Origin of the sequence: Granulicella sp. WH15, assembly GCF_009914315.1 — a bacterium.
In the GTDB taxonomy this organism is placed as follows: Bacteria; Acidobacteriota; Terriglobia; order Terriglobales; family Acidobacteriaceae; genus Edaphobacter.
Genome location: NZ_CP042596.1, coordinates 3458320 through 3476740 on the forward strand (window position 1 = coordinate 3458320; position 18421 = coordinate 3476740).

The window sequence follows — 18421 nt, forward strand, 5'->3', positions numbered from 1 at the left end:
TCGCACTCGGCCTTGCACTGCGACCAGCAACCGGCGCAGAAGTGGAAGAGCAGCTTTCCGAGAACGCGGCTGCTTCCCCTGCCTGCTACGCCACTGCAGTATGAGCATTGAACGTTTCTCATATCTCCTCGCCTTCGTCGCGGAACGAGATCCATTTCGGATTTTCAGGGTGATGGTTGAGAAGCCCACGCAACTCCAGATATTCGACCTCGTCATCGATACTGCCGATCTCAGAATCGAAAGTATCCAGGTCGAACCATTCATTTGGATCGCCGATCTCTGCCTTGCCCTGGAAGCAGCTACTCTCGATCAGGCTGCAGGCCGACTCGTATGCGATTGTCTTTTCCAGAAATACGAGGCGGGGGTTCACCCCGGCGCGGCGAGCGATCAGCTCGTCGATCGCTGTGCAGACGGCGTTCGCTGTGGCCTTGATGGCATCCCCTGCGCCCAGGAAGTCAACAAGGCGACGATGCCTCGAAGCCAACTCGCGCAGTTCATTGTCAGTGAGGTTACAGAGCTGCATCAAGCACCTCCGGCGATGACATGGGCAGCGTGTAATCCTTGCCATTCAATGGAGAGGCGAGCGGTTTAGTGGCCAGATCACGGCGGGATTGCAGGACCGCATCCGGCTGTTGTAGGGACTTCCGGATCAGGCGCTGAAAGTCGGCCAACATGGAGACGGCCTGCCGCAAGATGCCTGCTGGTATCGGCTCTTCTTCCGCCGCCGCCCGGATCTCATCCATCGAACCGCGCAGCAAGGGGATCGGACCGAGGTCATTCGCTAGTTCGCGGAGGTGATCGGCTATGCAATCATCGTTGCTGCATACCGTGTGCGCAACATCGACCCACTCGCAACCATCCGGACACGCGCTTTCATCTGTGCAACCACAATGGCGACAGACCCCGAGCGTGGTTCCAAATGCCTGGACGGTCGTGTCACTTTCGAGATCAGCCTCATAGATGGCCGCCTTCTGTTCGGGAGTCTGGTTGGCCCACCAGGCGTCCAGTTGCGATTCGTTGAGGCAATGGACATTGTGTTCGTCCATCACGACGCAGAGGATGCTGTCCGGCCCGATGACGCCGCCGCGCTCCCGTATCTGAGTAGCTGTGTTCATGGGATATAAGTTCCGTTCTGGCGACGATCGCGCCGGTGGTCGATGAGCTTGCAGAGCCGCCGCATCTCGCGGAGTTGTGTGCGCAGGGTGGTCAGGCCCTGCTCGGCGGCGGTGAGTAGTTTGCGGTTTGTATCAAGCGAGCGCACACCGTCAACTTGAGTGGCTGCATAGCCAATACGGCTGACCGTCGCTCCCATGTTCTGGGTGACTTCCTTCAGCTCCTCGATCTCGCGCTTTCCAGCCGCGATGGAGGCATCGATATAAGCCTTAGTTATCGCCATCCCGTGATCCCCTTTATCTTTTCGCCGGAACATGTCGGGCATTCAGTGCCTTGGGTTGTCGTGCGGCCACCGCGAGGGCGTGCCCATCCGACACGGCGAAGCGCAGCGATTACTTCGGCTTTCGTAAAGATGGCTCCGTCGAAGTACTCGGATCGCGTCCGGCACCTGTCGCAGACCAAGCTGTATTCGGTCTCAAAGGCCATCAGGCACCGCCTTTAGGTCATCTGCCATGGAACGGATCATGGCCTCTCGAACATCTCGGCGGCGTGAGATCGCAGCTTTGATTACAGGGACCATCTGCAATATGGATGGATCGTTGCGCGCGATTTTTGCGAAAGCTTCGAAGGCGCGCCCATCGGCGGCGATAAGCTCAAAGAACTTTGTGAGATGGTGGGCGACATCGTATGTCGCTGCATACCAGTCGTTCAACAATGGGTCGATAGCGAGTAGTTGCTCTGGTGACAGATCTGGCATTAGGCACTCGCCTTTCCGACCTTCTTTGCTAGCCGCTTCTCTTCCTGCTTGGCCTTCTTTTCTTCCTGCTTGGCTTTCTTCTCGGCCTCCTTGGCCTCGCGCTTTTCCTTCTCGGCCTCGAAGTCCACAAAGGTCAGTGAGGGCGACTTAGGCTTCGGCACGAAGCACAGCGCATAGAGGGTATGAAACGCCTCTTTGAACTTGGCCGAAGGCTTCGCATCCTCAATCGCTTTGTCCGCGCCAGGTGTGAGCGTGTAGTAGACGTTGCGGGTGAAGATCGCCGGGAAGAGAGCAGCAATGCGGCCCCTGCGGCAGATCCTCTGGAACTGCTCAACACGCGAGTCATTGATCTCGATTGAGGTGGGCCGCGTCACGCTCGCCTGGTACTTCCGGGTCTGGCAGCGGATGGTCTTCTCGGCGTCTTCGGGCACGTAGCCGTACTTGTCGACGAAGACCTGAAGCGCATCTCGCGACCGCTCGGCCAGCTCCTTGGACGATTCGAGAACGATCTTATCGAGAGCGAACTGATAGCAGAGCTTCTCGAACTCCTTTTCATCGAAGGTCGAGGTCTTCTCTTCGTGGATCATGTCGGTAACGACCGTGACGGCTACCTCGGTCGGCGTAGGTGGGGCGAGTAGTTCGGTGGTCATCGTATATCTCCTAAAAAGAAGTAAGCAGCCATGCGTTCTGCAACGCTTTCGTCAGCGGTAAGTGGTTCGTTGATGGATTCGGGAGCATGATCGAAGGTTCCCGAGTGGAGGTAGCGCTCGACAATGCAGAGCGCCGCGCCCTGGCCGCAGGCGAAGACTGTGCCAGGGCGTTCGAAATCGATATCGCCGTCACGCTCCGGGCGAGACATCAGCAGGTCGCCGTCTGAGTCGATCCAGAGGGCACGCCAGTTGGCATCGATAGGTTGCGTCGCCATGCAGCCGGAGCAATAGGCTTGGTGGGCCATTAGAGGCATCCTCCTGCGCGAAGCACATCAAGGAGCATCCCTGACCACACCGCAACGGCAAAGGTCAGCAGGAACCAATCGATAGCGCGGAGGCTATGCATCAGCGCACCGCCCGAGCGAACGCGCCGCTGATCCAGGCGAAGACGATGGAGTAGATCATCAGTGTGCAGGCGACGAGGAAGAACACGTTGCCGACAGTGAGGATGAAGCGATCGATCTGCGAGCCGCTGAGTCCTCGGAACCAATCCTGCAGGGATTCCAGGAGCACGATCGGGAACAGCAGCAGCAGCGCGATTGTCTGGCGAATGGGGCGACGTTCGTGAAGTGAGTCCAACGTGGAGGTCTTCATGCGGCACTCTCTTTCTGTGTGGTGTTTGGGGCGATGAAAAGCGGGTGGGCCTTGATCTTTTTGATCTGGCGAAAAATTCGGTGGGCAGACAGATACTGCTGCTTTTTGCGGCTAAAGCCGTCCGTAACTCTGGAGTGATCGAGCAGCATCTTCAGCTTCTCGGCGGGCTGCACGCCGAGTTCAGCCTCGACAATGGCTGTTGCCTCGGGGGCAGCGATACCCGGAAGCTCAATGGCATTGCTGAGCCGTGCATTCCATTGTTCAAGCTCAGCCGCACGCTCATGGAAGAGGCGCATCAGGCTGTGGCTTCCGGCCAAAAGAACACCACAGCGGGGAGCACAATCGTTCAACTCGCGCACAATCTCCAACGTCGGGATGCCAAGATGTTGAGCCTCATCAAGCACGAAGATCGATTTGCGGCTGGCGAGGTGGTGGCTCAGTGCATTGATGATCCCGGCGATTGACTGCGTAGCGGGGATCGCTGCGGCCTTCGCCATCTTCTTCAGCAGCTCGCGGGGCGTGATGTTCTGCGAGCAGTACACGTAATAAGCGCGTGAGCCGTGGCCATTCTTCGATAGTTCGCGCCGGTTGTGCTCCGCAATCAAATGGCTGAATACGAATGTCTTCTGTGATCCCGGCGGTCCATAGATGACTGCCATCTCGCGACCGTCGCGGCAACGATCAAACCACTCGCGCATCACCCGTACATTCGAAGTCTCATAGAGCTTTCCGTTTGTCTGAGTCGATATCTCAATCGGATGTGCATCCATGAACTCCACAAGGGCGCGGCGGATACGAACGTCACTGCTCGAGCCGGTGGACGTGATGTACTTGCCGCTGAGGAAGATCTTGACGCCGGAGTGACCGCGCCCGACACGCCGGGCGAAATCATCGATCGTGAGTTGTGCGACTGCGAGGTATTCGCGGACGCGCTTCTGAACGGCCTCTGTCGATGGGGTTGATGCTTCGAGTTGCTCTAAGACTTCTGGCCGAATCTTCATCTAGTTCTCTCCGAAAAAGGCATCAACTGCATCGCTTACATACATGGGCGTACTGACCTCGGTGCTGGCCGTCTTACGCGGTCGCTGCACGATGGAGTCAGTACCGGTGGCCGGGAGCGCCGCCAGTTCGCGGAGCTGGTCGACCTGAGACGTGTAGCCGCTGCCCCGCACGCGCTTGCCCAGTGCGTCGATAGACTGCCGGGTGGCCTTGAGAACCATGCCGCGCTGCTGGGACATACCGGCGATCTCGGCGCGGGTCTCATCGTCGTGCGAGAAGCGCGTGAGGTTCTGGCGCTCAAGCTTGCAGAGCGGATAGCCTTCGAGGTCAAGCGCCACGGCGTGGCTCATATCGAGCGGGTCATAGGCGACCTTGATCCTTTGGCCACTCCGCTCATGCATGATGAAGGCCGCACGCTGGTCAGAGAAGGAAGACACCATGCGAACGCCGCCGATCTCCACCGCGCTGTTCATCACCTTGCAGAGCTTGATCTCAGCCAGCAGCGGTACGAGTTCCTCGAATGCGGGAACGGGCTTCTGGTTGGGATTGAACTCCTCGCGGAAGCACTGGTCGGGACTGCGCCCATTCATGCCTTCGCCTTCGTGCCCACGCTGGTGATAGAACTGCTCAATCCATGCCTCGGCCATGCGGATGTACTCGCTCGCAAGCGGCAACGCGGAGCTGGTGGTGTCGCCCATCTGGATGAGCTTCTTGTGCCGAACAAGATTCGTGTTCGTCGCATCGGGCCGGAGGTGAGTCTTGCCCGCCGTATAGGTGGGAAAGGCAATGTCGAAGCGCTCATGAAAGAAGCGGTGGTACTTTTCGATATGCTTCGATTGCGGATGGAACGGCAGGCAGAACGTGACGTTGATGCCGAGCCGCCTCATCACCGAGCCTTCCAGCACCCGGACCTCTGGGGTCTGTGCTTCGGCCTCAGCCTGGATCTCCGCGTAGTACGCCTCCAGCTCGTGCCGCTGGGCACCCTTGGCGATCTTTTTGTAGTCCTTGCCGTTGTCGCAATAGAACGCCTCTGGCGGGCCATAGCGGAGGATCGCCTTCAGGAGCGCCCGCTTGATGGAGTGGCTACTGCCCTCCTGGCACCAGGAGACCCCCACGACCTTGCGCGAACGGTAGTCCAACAGCGTCGTCATGCGCAGACGGATGTGCTTCATGTCGCCCGCGAAGCAGTCGTCCTGCACAAGGCAGTCGCAGATCATGTGATCCGAGACCCATATCTGGTTGGCAGGCTCGGTGTAGCCACGCTTCAGGTAGGGCGCGAACATCGCCTCGTAGCCACGCTTGCCCTTCATCTGCAGGGTCTTCATGGAGAGCGAGACCTCAGACGGGTTCTCGAGGAACGCCCGAACTGTCTCGTAGCAGGGTGCTTCGACGCCGCGCTCTATCGCGAGACGGCAGACCTGCTCATAGGCGACCATGACCGACTGGCCGGGCTGCTGCTCGTCGCCGATGTAGATGAAGGCCGCGAGGTCCGCTAGATCGCGGTTGGCAGTCGCCCAGCGAGACCGGCCTTTGTCGACGCGGCGCTTGGGAGCGAGACCGACTAGGCCGTGCTTGCTGTATGCGTCTTTCCAGCGATAGAGAGTGGTGCTGCTCAGATTGATATCGGGGTGGGTCTCGCAGAGATATTTAGCCAGGCGATCGAGCGTGGTCACCGCCGTGCCATCCGAGAGCCGTAGCTGACGATAGCGAACTGCATTGGCCTTGAAGTCGAGCATGGGCCGGATGATCTTTTCGCGCTGTGTGGCCAGAGCAATGTCACGCGGATCGGTCAGTACCGCTCGGATCTCGGCGTCCTGCTGGGCGAACAACGGCTCGATTGCAAGCGGCGATGGAGCTGGGGCGACAACCAGGGCCGGAGCTGGTGGCGTCAGCTTGCGCTGCAGCTCCTGCGGAAGCGACGAAACCAGATACTGCCGCACTTTGCGTCCGTTGCGTCCGCGCTGGTCGAGATCCTGCGAGATCGTGCCGCGAGTCTTGGCATACCGCTCGATCGAGCGCGGCGTGATGCCGGTACGCTCAACGATCTGTTCTTTGGTCAGCCAGAGGTCAGGGGCTGAGACAGGAGCGAGAGAGACTGGAAGGGCGCTCATAGGGCCACCTCCGCAAGTACCTTTTCGGCGCGAACCTTTGCCTCATAAGCGGCACCAATGGTAAGCAGTCGCTCCTCTTCCGGGCCGATCATCCGAAAACCGGCACGCTCTACCATCTTCAGAAGAACGGAATGATCTCCCAAGATTTCGCAGATGGACAAGATCAATTCGGCGGGAAATTTGTAGTCTTCTTTCGACTCTGCCAGATATCCATTCAGGCGACGCTCTGTTACTTGATCCCCGGTGGCTTCTGCGAGCTTCTCTACGATTTGGGCACGAGATAGAGGAGACCTTTGCATCGCCTCCTTCAGTTGTGTCCGCAAGATCCCTGCCTCAGTGTGGCGAAGAATTATGGGGCTGGAGGTCGTCATAATGCCACCCCCGCTAGTTCGCGCTCGAGCGCGGCGATCGTCTGAGCTGCACGCTTTTCAATGAGGTACTGGCGACCCAGCTCGAAGAGCTTTGCTTCGGCTTTCGTAATCAGGTGGAAACCAGCCCGTTCGGATATACACCGAACCAATCGCCAGTCCCCGGTCGCATGGCAAAGCGCCCGAGTGTACTGAGCTGGCCATCTATGCTTCTCTGCTGCCTCTGAGGTGTACGAGTTCAACATTCGGGCCGTGACTCTTTCGCCCAGGAGCGTCGTCATCTCCTGTGCGATGACTTCGCGGCTCTTGCTGCAGTGGCGAATCGTCTCAGTCACGATGCCGCGAATTACCGCCTCATCGTTCATTCCGCCAGGGATTTCACTGTCATTCCCCAGCGCAAACTCGGGTGTAAAAAGTTCCCCCGAAATCTGCATCGACGCGGAACCCGAACAGTTGCGAGACTGAGTACGTGAAGAACTCATGCCGCCACCGCCGTTTTCTGCTCATTTCGTGCCCGCTTCTGAAGTTCCCTCTCAAGTTCTTCTTCAACCCTGCGAGAGGACCGTAGGCCCATAGCCACATTACGAACATGTGCAGGCGTCAAGTCGAGCTTGCGAGCTATCTGCGAATACATGCCGCGATTGCGCGAAGCTCTAATGGAGGCTTCCCGGACTGCGGTAAGATTGCGGGATGATTTATGCTTCGCCACAAAATGGACTTTATTGGCTGCCAATATGACTGTCAAGGAAAAAATTGGCTACCAATTCAAAGAACTCGGTGCGCAACTGAAAAAGTTGCGTCTGGAGGTGTTGCAGACCGATCAGAAAGGACTCGCACGTCTTTTGGGGGTCTCGCAAACGATCATTTCGCAGTGGGAGAACGGCAGGTATAAACCCTCTGCAATGGCACTGATGGCAATTGGAAGAATGAAGGGGGCTGATAAGACTTACTGGTTCCGAGAGGCCGGGCAGGAATACGCAGATATTGAAGAGGTCGTTGACTCGTACAAGAAAGATCATCCAGATTGGGAACAAGGGGACTCTGGAACTCGAGGCATCCCACTATTGCGAGATCCAGCGGCAGCTGGCACGGGTCGGGCGATCGATCAGAACCAAATAGAAAGAACTCTCTGGATTCCCACAGATTGGCTTCCAAGCGGCGGGAAGCTATATGCGATCAAGATTATGGGCGATTCGATGAGTCCTGTTCTTGAGACCGGCTATGTAGTTATCGTGGATGTAAGTCGCAAAGACCCCAAGGAGCTTGTCGGCAAAATGGTTCTTGCACGCGATGGCTCAGGCATGACGGTCAAATGGCTAAAACAAGATGGCGGGATATACATGTTAATGCCTCAACAGCCCTCAAAGCATTATCCAGTGCGAATATTCCAAAAGGGCTCTGATCTTGCCATAGTCGGCGCTGTCGTAAATTGGACGGGTTGGCCCCCGTAGTTCTAGCAAAAGAGGACAGAATGAAGAAGACTAGCATCGCAATTTTGCTGCTGCTCGCAACGCTGCACTGTATGGCACAGAATCCGCCATCTTTGCGTCAAGTCTTCAAAGACAAGACGCTTGAGGCAATACAGGATACTGATGGAATCGACGTTTTATCGTCGGAGATGGCCTATTCTCTGAACTTTCTGAATGCTAGGAAGAGTGTCATGGCGGCAGCGCGGAGTGCTGTGGGACAGAATGAACTAAAGGTCGCCAACTTTCTTTGGAGATACCTGGAATGGACCAAAACATGTCGTATCACTCAAGCGGCAGGTTCATCGTCCGATGCATTCAAGTCTTGCCTAGCCAATAAAGATGCTATGAGGTCTAGCGCTCTGGAAGCCGCTGGAATTGATGAAGTGAAAGTCTATCCAAGACTTTAGGGTCAGATTTACCTAATCAGTACTTTCGCCTTTACTTCGCCTTTGGTTTCGAGCTACGCTCAGGCGAATGAAGATTCCTCAATCCCCATTCGCGTGGCCTGGTGGTAAGCGTGCGCTCAAGAACACGCTGCTCGGGCTGATCCCTGAACATCGCATCTATGTCGAGGTCTTCGCCGGATCGGCCAAGCTGCTCTTCGCCAAACCCGCGTCAGAGCGCGAGATTATGAACGATCTGAACGGGGAGGTGGTGAACTTCTTCCGTGTGGCTAAGCACCGGCCCGCTGCCCTGGCGGAGATGTTCGATCACGAGATCGTCCATGCGGGCCGCTTCCGCGAGCTGCTCGCCTCACCCGAGCAGCCTGACGAGCTGCAGCGGGCGCTCCGCTTCGTTTATCTCGCCTGGTACTCCTACGGCTCCAAGGGAGAACACTTCGCAGGCTCGAGCGCCAAGGGATGCCAGGGCAACAAGCTGCGCCGCTCGCTCGACCGCGTGCGGGATCTGCTCGACCAGACGGCTGCCCGGCTGCGCAACGTGCTGATCGAGCAGCGAGACTTCGCGGAGATCCTCACGCGCTACGACTCGGCTGAGAGCTTCCTCTATCTCGATCCGCCCTATGTTCACTTCCAGCCGAACGGACGCTATGACGCTCTGAGCGAAGAGCGCCGCATGGAACTCTTCGAGCTGCTCGCGGGTCTGAAGGGCAAGTTCCTCATGAGCTTCGATGATTGCTCTGAGGTGCGGCAGCTCGCCCGCAAGCATGGCCTCAAGACGATGAAGGTCGCGGTGGGTTACTCGCTGGGTAGCAGCCAGGAGGCACGGTCCCGCAAAGCGGCAGAGCTGCTCCTGGCAAACTACACGCTTCCCAAGTAGGTGATTATTTTTAGAAATAAGCCTTGACCGGGAATAGTCGCTCAAGTATATTTTTCTCAGAGGTAACCAACCTCACTAGGAGTTTCAAATGGAGAAGGCATTCAAAGTATTCGCGGACGCTGACAACAATGGTCGAGATGCACACACATATCCCACCCACCTGCTTTGTGTTGAGTCCTATAAGTCAGTTGAGACGGCTGAAAACGGCCATGACCGGGTCCTTGTTGACTATCAAGAGTATCTGACCGAGTGCCATTCTCTTGAGCAGGCCCAAGATCTGATGATTTGTAATGTCTCCGGTCATAACTCTCGGGGCCGCTTCGCTGTCGTGATGATTCGTGACTTGGCCAACGCGACGAAGCGCGATGGTGAGTGGTTCGACGCTCCAGCGCTTCGCCTTTTCGATAAGCCCCTTAGTTGCGTCAAGGGCTTTCCTCCGTTGGCGTCATAAGCTCCGCCGCGCCCAACTAGGGGTAAGCGGTGCGTCTGAGGGTGGTACCTCGGTGCCGGTACGTAACCCGGCGAAGAATCCGGAGGCAATCATGCCAAGAAAGAAGATACCGATTGCCGGTCCTGGCCGGTGGCGGATTTGGACGGAAGAGGAATTGGCGTTCCTGAGACGAGCATTCGCGACTACTACAAATGCGAAAATCGCCACAAAATTGGGGCGAACGGCGAAATCCATAGGCTATGCGGCAGGAAATTTGGGGCTGACAAAAAGCGCGGAGCATCGCTCAGAACAGTCACATCGAGTTGCAATTCATACGGCTAGAACCTCTGAGGAGATGGCGGCGATCGGATCGATCGGCGGCAAGATTGGGGGGAAAGCCCGCGCTGAAGCACTTACTCCGGCTGCGCGAAAAAAGATTGCCAAGAATGCTGTCGACACTCGTTGGGCTAAGAAGGATTGATCGATTGTGAAAGCAGCCGCCTCGCTAAGCGAGGCGGCTTTTGCTTTTAGGGCCAACCTCTCCAATTGATTCACCCATAAATTGCATATCTAGAGAGCGCACTTACTCTCCAACTACGACCTCGCGGTCAGCGTCCTGTGCATTCGCAACCACTTATCTCAAAAGGAAAGGAGGTCGCGGGAAGTGCCAGAGCCCTCGTAGTCGGGATGTCTGCCTTGGCAGACATCCCGGTCGAGTGAAAGCCGTGGTCAGGGGAGTTACATGGCGACACCGGAACAGATGGCGAGACTTCGTGCGGCGGTGCCAGCAGCTCAAGCTACGCAGGCAAGGTGGCATGTTCCCGCGTCTGTCACCCTGGCCCAGTGGATCATCGAGAGTTCCTGGGGAGCTTCCGAACTAGCAGTCAAGGCGAACAATTATTTCGGCATCAAGCAGTCGCATATTGGTGCTCCGAACACTTACGTTGAATTCCTCACCGCAGAGTATGTGAAGGGTAAGCGTGTCCTTGTCCACGCTCTCTTCGCTCGCTATCAAAGCGAAGCCGATAGCTTCGAAGCTCATGGAGCCTTGCTCGCTACCGCTGCAAGATATCGTGCGGCGATGGGCTATGCGGAGTTTCCCTTCAATTTCGCACTCGCACTTCAGCATGCGGGTTATTCAACCTCTGCGAGCTATGCCTCTAGCCTGGTCGCGCTCATGCGCGATTACAACCTCACGCAATACGACACACTCCCGCAGCCCCCGGCTGCAGAAACGGAAGTTGCGTAATGGACCCTATTGCTCTGACGCGCGATCAGTTCACCGCCGCCGTCACACTGCTTCACGAAAAGTACGACGTTGTGGTGTCCGGTGATGAGGGCACGATCGAGCACAGTGGTGTGACTGCCACATATAGCTACGACGGCACCGCACTCACGCTGGCAATTACCAAGAAGCCCTGGTACGTCTCCGAAGGGTATGTCGAAGGCCAGATCCTTGCATGGTTCGGGCAGCACTCCTCCGGTATCTCGGTCGCTCCCAAGGCGATTGTGGCGCTCGTACTGTGCTTCTCGCTGATGTTCGGCCTCACCGGCTGCACAGTCAAGCAGCAGGCCGACGCCAAGGCCGTCGTCGCGAAGATCGTCAGCTACGAACCGGAAGTCGTCCTGGCTGTCGACGCGCTTTCGACGACGCTTGCAACCTTCGCGCCTGCGGACGCCGCGCTGATCTCTGCGGCACAGCAGACCTTCGATGCAGCCTTCGCCGCGCTGAAGGTCGCGTGCGATGACTATACGGCGACTCCGAACGATGGGACGCTGGCCAGCATCTCGACCGCGCTGCAGCAGGTGCTGGCCGTCAACGCCAACCAGTTCCTCGCGGCAACCCACATCACCAACCCGGTAAGCGTGGCGGCGGCGAAGACTGCCATCGTCGCGGTCCGCGAGGTATTACTGCTGATGGACGGCGCTCTGCAGACCACGCAGACGCCTGCTCAGAACGCCGCTGTCGCCGAGGCTCGCACGCTGAAACTGCGGGACATCGCGCCCTATCTGGACAAGCACAAGGTAGAAATGGCGACCGGCCACAACTTTCATGTGGTCTATGCCTACGAGACCTCTCAGGGGTTCTAAGCCTGAGAGAGGCATAGCGACGCGGGCGGCTCCCCTAAAGGTGCCGCCCGCAATAAACAGAGTTTGAGGAGGGGTAAATGTCGAAATTGAGTGCAGAGCAGGAAGCGGACCTCGACCATGCATATGGCTACCACGCGCCATCACCCGATCAGATCGAGCGGTATGCGGCGATCAACGCAGCCGCCAAGAACTTCGAGCGTGTCGTCCTGGAACAGTGTCCGTCCAGCGCCGACCGTAGCGCGGCTCAGCGCCAGATCCGCGATGCGCGGATGACGGCCAACCGGTCCATCGCACTTCACAAGTGAGGCGCGATGGAGGCGCTTCCGTACTTGACGGCCCGCTATGAGCGGGCCTGCGAGGGCAAGGAAAGGCACCCGACCGAGGCGGCCGCCAGCGCGGCGCTGAAGGTTTACCAGGATGCAGGGACGTTGCGAACGGCGAGCGGCCTGCACCCATACGAATGTGAGTTTTGCCGGGAGTGGCATCTCGGGCATTAGGGAGGGGTTGAGATGCGCATCATCCGCGAAGGAATCCAGGCAGCGCAGCAGGTCGTCAGGTTCGACTGCAGCCGCTGCCACGCGATGTTCGAGGCTACGGCGAAAGAGGTTACGTTCGTCGCAGATTTTCGGGACGGCGATTACCTGTCGATCGCGTGTCCGACGTGCAAAGACACTTGCACGCGGGCAGCGCCTCAGGGCTTCGTCAGCTGGTGAGTGGGTAGTAAGGGGGCGCAATAATTCGCGCCACGCGTGGCAGGTATTTTTCTGCGCAAATTTGAGGCATCTGGGAGGGTGAGTATGAGGACGGTTAGGGAGTGGTTGGCTGGAAAGAAGACTTACCTGCTGGCAGGGGTGCTCCTACTGGCTGCGATCGCGCTGCTGTTGACCGGGCAGTTGACCCCGACGTCGGCGATGACTTTGCTCCTTGTTGGCGCGTTCGGTTTCCCGGTCACGTTCCGGTCCGCGATCAAACGCCATGAACAGGACGTCTTGACGATTCTCCAGCAGATCGCGCTTGCCGGTGTGTACATGAGATCGCATAACTCGGCGGGGGCAGAGGGTGCTCTCAAGCAAAGCCTCGGCGATGCGGTCACATTGGGCCGCGAGCTGCAGTCGGAGGGCGTCACCGGCCCGCAGCTCGTGCAGGAGACTCCCGCCAAATGACCCAGCTCAACATCCCCGGTGCCGCGCCAGGCGGTGCGGCACCCGGCTCCCAATCGACCGACATGCGCCGGAAGCTTGGACAGGCATTCATCATCGGCGGCAGCTTCTTCGGGGGCGGCTCAGTCATTTATGCGCTGGTGGAGCTGGTCCGCACCAACCCCGATAAAGGGTTCGAGCTGCTTGAGAAGTGGGGGCCGTGGTACTTCCTCGCCATGTTCGCGCTGTGGGTTGTCTACGGGATATCGCTTCGGCTCCTCGAAGTCCTCTCGAAGCTCGGAGATCGCTTCGCAGGTTCGATGGACCGGGTTGCGGATGAACAGGTGAAGCTGGCCGCTGCCGCACGCGATCAGGCAGATGCAATGCAACGCACCGCCGACCGCGATGACCGCGACCAGGAGCGCATGGCGACGTTGGTGGACTATGCGGGCCAAAAGAGCCGTGAGGCTGCTGAAGGGCTATCCAGCTTGAGCGGCATCGTGACGAAGATGGCAGCGCAGGTAGAAGAGCTGACCAAGAAATAAACGAAAGACGAGGGTGAGATGGAAAACAGGCTTGACGATGCAGTTCGTGATGGCAGGGCGCGAGGCGCGATCCTTGAGCTGGTGCGCAGGCGGCATCGCGCACAGAACAGCCGCTTCGATCATGTCGAGCTGTGGCACATGCTGCGCGGCATCGGGATCGACGTCGGCGAGAACGACGTCATCACTTATCTGCAGGATCTCGAAGTGCTCGAGCTGATCGAGTTCGCGACTGATAAGGATCGGCGTACGAATCGCACGTCGATCACCCACATCCAGCTCTGCGCCCGTGGCCTGCGTCTGCTCGACGGCAAGATCACCGAAGACACCGTCCTGCTCTGAGGTACTGACGAATGGCCAAGACGGGTGATGCTCGCAAAACGAAACAACCGCTCAAGATCGATCGACTGCCCATCAGTGTGCATGAGGCGATCCTGCACCTGCGTAACGTCATGGGTAAGACGTGGCAGGAGATTGAGGAGCTGTCTGCGGAGCCGGTTGGTGATGGCAAGCCGGGATTTGTCGAGTGGGAGAAGCTGGAGACGCCTGTGCTCGAGCTGTTTCCGGACATGCGCATCCCTCACTCGAATCTGCACCGCTGGTATGACATCCGCGTCGATCAGGTTCAGCGCGATGTAGTGGCCCGCTCCGAACAGGCGCGGAAGATCGCCGAAGCATTTGCCACCTCTGTCGTAAAGGATGGCGATCAGGCCGTGCTGAACGCCGCACGCGATACGTTCATGTCCGTGCTGTCTGAGAATGGCTCTGTGAAGGGGCGCGAGAATGCAGCCAAGGCCCTCATCGTACTCGGCGAAGTGATGCAGAGGGCGCGAGCGAATGATATCCGCGAGCGCCGTGTTGCAGTCGATGAACGCAAGATGGCGCAGATGGAGAAGGACGCCGAGCTGCGTCGCAAGCGTATGGACGAAGAGACCGCCAGGGCGTCGAAGAAAGCTGCGAAGGGCGTTGTTACTCAGGAAGACATCGACAGGCTGCGCGAGCGTGTCTTCGGCTTGCCGCCGTTGGCGAAGGTAGAGGCGAATGCAGCGCACAGCTAAGGGGCTGATGCAGGCGGCTGTCCTCGGCGTTGGCATGATCGCCAGCGGCATAGCCGCGCCCCCGAGTCCCCCGCAGCCGTCGCACCCCGCTGTATTGCAGATGAGGCCGTACCAGCAGCGCTGGATCGACGACGGCGCTCGCATGAAGATCGCGGTCAAGTCTGCCCGCATCGGCTTCTCATTTGCCACGGCGCTCGAAGCGGTCCTCGACTGCATCGCCCATCCGAAAGAAACATGGACGGTCCTCAGCGCTTCGAAGCCTCAGTCGGTTGAGTTCATTCAGACGTGCCACACGCTGCTTGAGCTGATGCAGGGAGCTGTCCAGCTCTATCAGGACGAGAGCTTCTATGACGAGCTGGGCGAGTACGAAGCCATCCAGCAGCGCGTCACTCTTCCTAATGGGTCTCGCATCATCGCACTTGCGGCGAACGCAAGAACGGCGCGTGGTTATCCAGGCAACGCCATCCTGGACGAGTTTGGCCATCATGGTGAGAGCTATGCGATCTGGGCTGCTATTACACGGCAGACGTCTCTCGGTCATAAGATCCGCGTACTATCTACGCCGAACGGCGAGCAGGGTAAGTTCTACGACCTATGCAAAGAACTGGGACTTGTAGATGGAGTAGCCCCCGAGCATAACTTCCAGAAGTACAAGGGCTGGTCCGTTCATTGGATCGACGCCGAGATGGCGATCGCGGACGGCTGCCCGATCAACATGGAAGAGATGCAGCAGATGATCCAGGATGACGATGTCGTCAACCAGGAGTTCCGTTGCATCTTCCTGAAATCTACTGGCGCATGGCTGCCGCTCGAACTTATCCAGAGCGCCGAGGACGATGGTGCGACGCTCGATCTGCCTGGAGGCTATAGGCCGCGTGGGAAGCTCTTCGCAGGTATCGACGTCGGACGCGTGGGTGACCAGACTACTTTCTGGCTCAAAGAGCAGATCGGCGATGTGCTCTGGACGCGTATGGTCATCGCGCTGCATGGTGTGACCTTCCCCAAGCAGTGCGAGATGTTGACGCCCTATGTGAAGATGACGAGCCGCACAGCGCTCGACTCGACAGGCATGGGTATTGCTCTATGGGATCTATTGAACGTGAGCTGTCCCGGCAAGGTTATGGGCGTGAATTTCGCAGGTTCGAGCCGACTCCGCGACGAGAAGCGCAAAAAGAACCGCGCTACGACTGCCACTGAGGACGGTGCGGTGAGCATGAAGGTTGACCTCGCCATCAAGCTCAAGCGTTCGATGGAAGGCGCGAAGGAACGTATCCCGTATCACATGGACATCCGGACGGAGCTGCAGGCCATCAAGCGCGTGCCGACGTCGACAGGCGTTACCTTCGACGCTCCGCGTGTGCCGATCGAGACGGCAGTAGCCGGTGGAGCAAAGCAGAAGGGCTACCAGCACGCCGATCGCTTCTGGGCGTGTGCCCTGGCGACATACTCTGCGGGGTCAAACACCGTATCGGTCGGGATGGCTAGAAGCTCCAACCCCACAGTGGGACAACAGTTGAGAGGTTATTGATGGCAGACCAGACAATTCCGCCGCTGCCGCCGCAAGGGCAGCTCGTTACACAGCAGATATTGCAGCAGGCGATTATGGCCGGCTGGCTCAATACGAACGCATTCAGCGGCCTGCGCGACCCCACGCATATCTGGCAGCAGATGACCTACGGCGGCAGCCAAGCCATCCCGCTTTATCGCGAGCTGGAAGATAAGGACGATGATGTCAGCTCCGCACTAGACGAGCTGAAGCTCAGCGTTCTTGAGCGCGAGTGGACGATTGAGCCGGGCGACGACAGCCAGGCCGCCCTGGATGCCCGCGACTTCGCCAAGGCCCAGCTCGATGGCGTGGACTTTGACGCCGCGATGGATACGCTCCTCGACGCGGCACCGTATGGCTTCTCCTGCGCTGAGCTGATGTTCGATACGAGCATGGGGCAGGCATCGCTCTTATCGATCGATGATTGCCCACAGGAGATGTTTCTCTTCGGCGAGCGGTTCCAGCCTCAGACTGGTCCTATCCAGCTTCTCGACTATGTGGGGTCGTCTACGGGCACTATAGTTCCCGCCGAGAAATTTGCAGTCTTCAGCTATCGTGGCCGCTCGCGCAATCGCATGGGCAGGCCGCTTCTAAAGAATGCGTTCTGGCCCAGTTGGTTCAAGCGCCAGATTCTCGGCCTATGGCTCAAGGCGGGAGGTAAAGCAAATGGGACCGCCGTCGCACGATATGCGGAAGGAGCGTCCGCCCAGGAGATGCAGTTCGCTGTCGAGTGCGCAGAGGGCCTGGTAGATGGCGTTGCGATGGCCATTCCGCAGAATATGGATTACGACGTCGACCTTCTGAAGGTAGCCCGTGGAAGTGATCCGGGGATCTACGAGAAGCTCTTTACGCAGATGCAATACGCGATCGCGCGTGCAATCAAAGGGGAGACACTTACTAGCTTCGGCAATGAAGGCGGCAAAGGTTCCAATGCTCAGGGCAACACCCACGCGGACACATTTGAGAAGCGTTCGATCTCGCTGGCTAAGAAAGAGAATGCGGTAATCAATAATCAGATCCTTCGGCCCGTTCATCTCTGGAACTTCGGCCCAAACGTGCCCCCTCCACGGTTCAGTTGGGATATCGCCGAAGACAAGGATCTGACGGGCAAGCTTGCGATCATGACCGGGGCCCAGCGGATCGGCGTGCCGATCCCGGCCAAGTGGGCAGCTCAAGTGCTGGAGATCCCGCCCGTGGGCGAGGATGACCAGGCGCTGATCCCGAATGTCTCGGGAGCCGTCCCGGCTCTGCCTGGCGCGGCCTTCGCTGAGAGCAGCGAGGACGTAAAGGAGGCCGACTTCGGGATCGCTCGATTGGATAAGCTGTCGGCTCAGATGAAGCGGGAGTCGATGATTGAATTCCGCACTCGCACCCGGCAAGTCGCGGAGCGCCTCTCACGCGGTGGTAACTGATGGCGCGTCCCCAGCTCGTCGACATCCTGGCTACGCACCTGGCTGCGGCGAATGTACTCGGAAGAGTCGACGTGCTGACTGCGGCAAAGCGGAGGACTGGTAAGTCGCTTCCCCTGGCGACAAGCTCACGCCTCAACTTCGCCGAAGCCGGTGCGGATAGTTTGAATCTTGGCTTCGGTTTTGACTTACCCAACGATGACGCCGCGCAGTACATCAGGTCACTTACTCCAGTTACAAAGGAGACCTTCGATGGACTTACTGCGCAATATCGCAGGTTGGCCTTCACTCTTGCCGGGAACGCCGATCTTCGACTTATCAAGAATGTCCGCGATGAGTTAGCCGACGTTGTGCAACACGGCGGCAATAGCGATGACTTCGCCGCAGTCGTCAATAAGATGACCAGCGACGAAGGAGTTGAGCGTATCAATGCGTTCAGCCTGGATAATGCCTTCGAGATCGCGACGCACAGAGCATATGGCCAAGGGCGCTACGAGCAGCAGACTGATCCTGCAATGGTGGATGCGCTTCCGTTCTGGACATTCCTCACCATGCGCGATGATGCAGTTCGTCCTGCGCACGCGGCACTCGAAGGCTTTACGGCGCGTGCTACCGATCCTGTGTGGAACAGAATCTATCCTCCATGTGATTTCGGTTGCAGATGTACCACCATCGCCAAACTACCCAGCGAAGTAAGTGACGATGCGAGTGAAGACGGAACTACAAGGCTAGGCGTTCTAAGGATGGCCGCCGCCGCACCGGTTAGTTTTGGTGGCCTCTTCTAGACAACCTCAAGCCCTGAGCCAT

The 18421-nt window shown here is 58.2% G+C and carries 27 protein-coding genes; 16 read left to right on the forward strand and 11 right to left on the reverse strand.

Going from position 1 to position 18421, the window contains the following annotated elements:
• Positions 1-118: 118 nt before the first annotated feature.
• The 11 genes from FTO74_RS14320 to FTO74_RS14370 all read right to left on the reverse strand — a co-directional run bounded on the left by FTO74_RS14320 (position 119) and on the right by FTO74_RS14370 (position 7017).
• The gene (locus tag FTO74_RS14320; RefSeq protein WP_162538754.1) at positions 119-523 is read right to left on the reverse strand and encodes a hypothetical protein; all 405 of its coding nucleotides are present in this window, start codon (positions 521-523) and stop codon (positions 119-121) included.
• On the reverse strand, positions 510-1115 hold the full coding sequence (locus FTO74_RS14325; protein ID WP_162538755.1) for a hypothetical protein: 606 nt from the start codon (positions 1113-1115) through the stop codon (positions 510-512). Before FTO74_RS14325 ends, FTO74_RS14320 begins: the two co-directional genes overlap by 14 nt.
• The gene (locus tag FTO74_RS14330; RefSeq protein ID WP_162538756.1) at positions 1112-1396 is read right to left on the reverse strand and encodes a hypothetical protein; all 285 of its coding nucleotides are present in this window, start codon (positions 1394-1396) and stop codon (positions 1112-1114) included. Before FTO74_RS14330 ends, FTO74_RS14325 begins: the two co-directional genes overlap by 4 nt.
• Positions 1397-1588: 192 nt before the next feature.
• Complete coding sequence (locus FTO74_RS14335) at positions 1589-1870, reverse strand: hypothetical protein (RefSeq protein ID WP_162538757.1); 282 nt, start codon at positions 1868-1870, stop codon at positions 1589-1591.
• Positions 1870-2520, reverse strand: a complete 651-nt coding sequence (locus FTO74_RS14340; RefSeq protein WP_162538758.1) for a hypothetical protein — start codon at positions 2518-2520, stop codon at positions 1870-1872. The genes FTO74_RS14335 and FTO74_RS14340 overlap by 1 nt, the downstream gene beginning before the upstream one ends.
• Positions 2517-2825, reverse strand: a complete 309-nt coding sequence (locus FTO74_RS14345; protein ID WP_162538759.1) for a hypothetical protein — start codon at positions 2823-2825, stop codon at positions 2517-2519. The genes FTO74_RS14340 and FTO74_RS14345 overlap by 4 nt, the downstream gene beginning before the upstream one ends.
• A 100-nt stretch (positions 2826-2925) precedes the next feature.
• Positions 2926-3174 (reverse strand): hypothetical protein, encoded by a 249-nt coding sequence (locus FTO74_RS14350; protein WP_162538760.1) that lies wholly within the window; start codon positions 3172-3174, stop codon positions 2926-2928.
• Complete coding sequence (locus FTO74_RS14355; protein ID WP_162538761.1) at positions 3171-4175, reverse strand: AAA family ATPase; 1005 nt, start codon at positions 4173-4175, stop codon at positions 3171-3173. The genes FTO74_RS14350 and FTO74_RS14355 overlap by 4 nt, the downstream gene beginning before the upstream one ends.
• Entirely contained in the window at positions 4176-6284 is a 2109-nt protein-coding gene (locus tag FTO74_RS14360) for a DDE-type integrase/transposase/recombinase (protein WP_162538762.1), read from the reverse strand. It lies immediately after the preceding gene.
• Entirely contained in the window at positions 6281-6655 is a 375-nt protein-coding gene (locus tag FTO74_RS14365) for a hypothetical protein (RefSeq protein WP_162538763.1), read from the reverse strand. Before FTO74_RS14365 ends, FTO74_RS14360 begins: the two co-directional genes overlap by 4 nt.
• Positions 6652-7017, reverse strand: coding sequence for a hypothetical protein (locus tag FTO74_RS14370; RefSeq protein WP_162538764.1), 366 nt, complete (start codon positions 7015-7017; stop codon positions 6652-6654). Before FTO74_RS14370 ends, FTO74_RS14365 begins: the two co-directional genes overlap by 4 nt.
• A 369-nt stretch (positions 7018-7386) precedes the next feature.
• Between FTO74_RS14370 and FTO74_RS14375 the strand changes: the two genes are divergently transcribed.
• The 16 genes from FTO74_RS14375 to FTO74_RS14450 all read left to right on the forward strand — a co-directional run bounded on the left by FTO74_RS14375 (position 7387) and on the right by FTO74_RS14450 (position 18399).
• The gene (locus FTO74_RS14375) at positions 7387-8103 is read left to right on the forward strand and encodes an XRE family transcriptional regulator (RefSeq protein ID WP_220399027.1); all 717 of its coding nucleotides are present in this window, start codon (positions 7387-7389) and stop codon (positions 8101-8103) included.
• Between the two features lie 20 nt (positions 8104-8123).
• The gene (locus FTO74_RS14380) at positions 8124-8528 is read left to right on the forward strand and encodes a hypothetical protein (RefSeq protein ID WP_162538766.1); all 405 of its coding nucleotides are present in this window, start codon (positions 8124-8126) and stop codon (positions 8526-8528) included.
• A 67-nt stretch (positions 8529-8595) separates the two neighbouring features.
• Positions 8596-9399, forward strand: coding sequence for a DNA adenine methylase (locus FTO74_RS14385; protein ID WP_162538767.1), 804 nt, complete (start codon positions 8596-8598; stop codon positions 9397-9399).
• 88 nt (positions 9400-9487) lie between these two features.
• The gene (locus tag FTO74_RS14390; protein ID WP_162538768.1) at positions 9488-9850 is read left to right on the forward strand and encodes a hypothetical protein; all 363 of its coding nucleotides are present in this window, start codon (positions 9488-9490) and stop codon (positions 9848-9850) included.
• 91 nt (positions 9851-9941) lie between these two features.
• Positions 9942-10310, forward strand: coding sequence for a hypothetical protein (locus FTO74_RS14395; RefSeq protein ID WP_162538769.1), 369 nt, complete (start codon positions 9942-9944; stop codon positions 10308-10310).
• A gap of 261 nt (positions 10311-10571) precedes the next feature.
• The gene (locus FTO74_RS14400; RefSeq protein ID WP_162538770.1) at positions 10572-11078 is read left to right on the forward strand and encodes a glucosaminidase domain-containing protein; all 507 of its coding nucleotides are present in this window, start codon (positions 10572-10574) and stop codon (positions 11076-11078) included.
• On the forward strand, positions 11078-11920 hold the full coding sequence (locus tag FTO74_RS14405) for a hypothetical protein (RefSeq protein ID WP_162538771.1): 843 nt from the start codon (positions 11078-11080) through the stop codon (positions 11918-11920). The genes FTO74_RS14400 and FTO74_RS14405 overlap by 1 nt, the downstream gene beginning before the upstream one ends.
• A 77-nt stretch (positions 11921-11997) precedes the next feature.
• Positions 11998-12225 (forward strand): hypothetical protein, encoded by a 228-nt coding sequence (locus FTO74_RS14410; RefSeq protein ID WP_162538772.1) that lies wholly within the window; start codon positions 11998-12000, stop codon positions 12223-12225.
• Positions 12226-12429: 204 nt separating this feature from the next.
• Positions 12430-12633, forward strand: a complete 204-nt coding sequence (locus tag FTO74_RS14415) for a hypothetical protein (RefSeq protein WP_162538773.1) — start codon at positions 12430-12432, stop codon at positions 12631-12633.
• 105 nt (positions 12634-12738) lie between these two features.
• The gene (locus tag FTO74_RS14420; protein WP_162538774.1) at positions 12739-13083 is read left to right on the forward strand and encodes a hypothetical protein; all 345 of its coding nucleotides are present in this window, start codon (positions 12739-12741) and stop codon (positions 13081-13083) included.
• Positions 13080-13604, forward strand: a complete 525-nt coding sequence (locus FTO74_RS14425; RefSeq protein WP_162538775.1) for a hypothetical protein — start codon at positions 13080-13082, stop codon at positions 13602-13604. The genes FTO74_RS14420 and FTO74_RS14425 overlap by 4 nt, the downstream gene beginning before the upstream one ends.
• 18 nt (positions 13605-13622) lie before the next feature.
• A complete protein-coding gene (locus FTO74_RS14430; RefSeq protein ID WP_162538776.1) occupies positions 13623-13943 on the forward strand; it encodes a hypothetical protein in 321 nt (106 codons plus the stop codon).
• Positions 13944-13954: 11 nt separating this feature from the next.
• A complete protein-coding gene (locus FTO74_RS14435) occupies positions 13955-14659 on the forward strand; it encodes a phage protein Gp27 family protein (protein ID WP_162538777.1) in 705 nt (234 codons plus the stop codon).
• The gene (locus tag FTO74_RS14440; RefSeq protein ID WP_162538778.1) at positions 14643-16187 is read left to right on the forward strand and encodes a terminase family protein; all 1545 of its coding nucleotides are present in this window, start codon (positions 14643-14645) and stop codon (positions 16185-16187) included. The genes FTO74_RS14435 and FTO74_RS14440 overlap by 17 nt, the downstream gene beginning before the upstream one ends.
• On the forward strand, positions 16187-17617 hold the full coding sequence (locus FTO74_RS14445; protein ID WP_162538779.1) for a DUF935 family protein: 1431 nt from the start codon (positions 16187-16189) through the stop codon (positions 17615-17617). Before FTO74_RS14440 ends, FTO74_RS14445 begins: the two co-directional genes overlap by 1 nt.
• The gene (locus FTO74_RS14450; RefSeq protein ID WP_162538780.1) at positions 17617-18399 is read left to right on the forward strand and encodes a phage minor head protein; all 783 of its coding nucleotides are present in this window, start codon (positions 17617-17619) and stop codon (positions 18397-18399) included. Before FTO74_RS14445 ends, FTO74_RS14450 begins: the two co-directional genes overlap by 1 nt.
• The last annotated feature ends 22 nt before the right edge of the window (positions 18400-18421 follow it).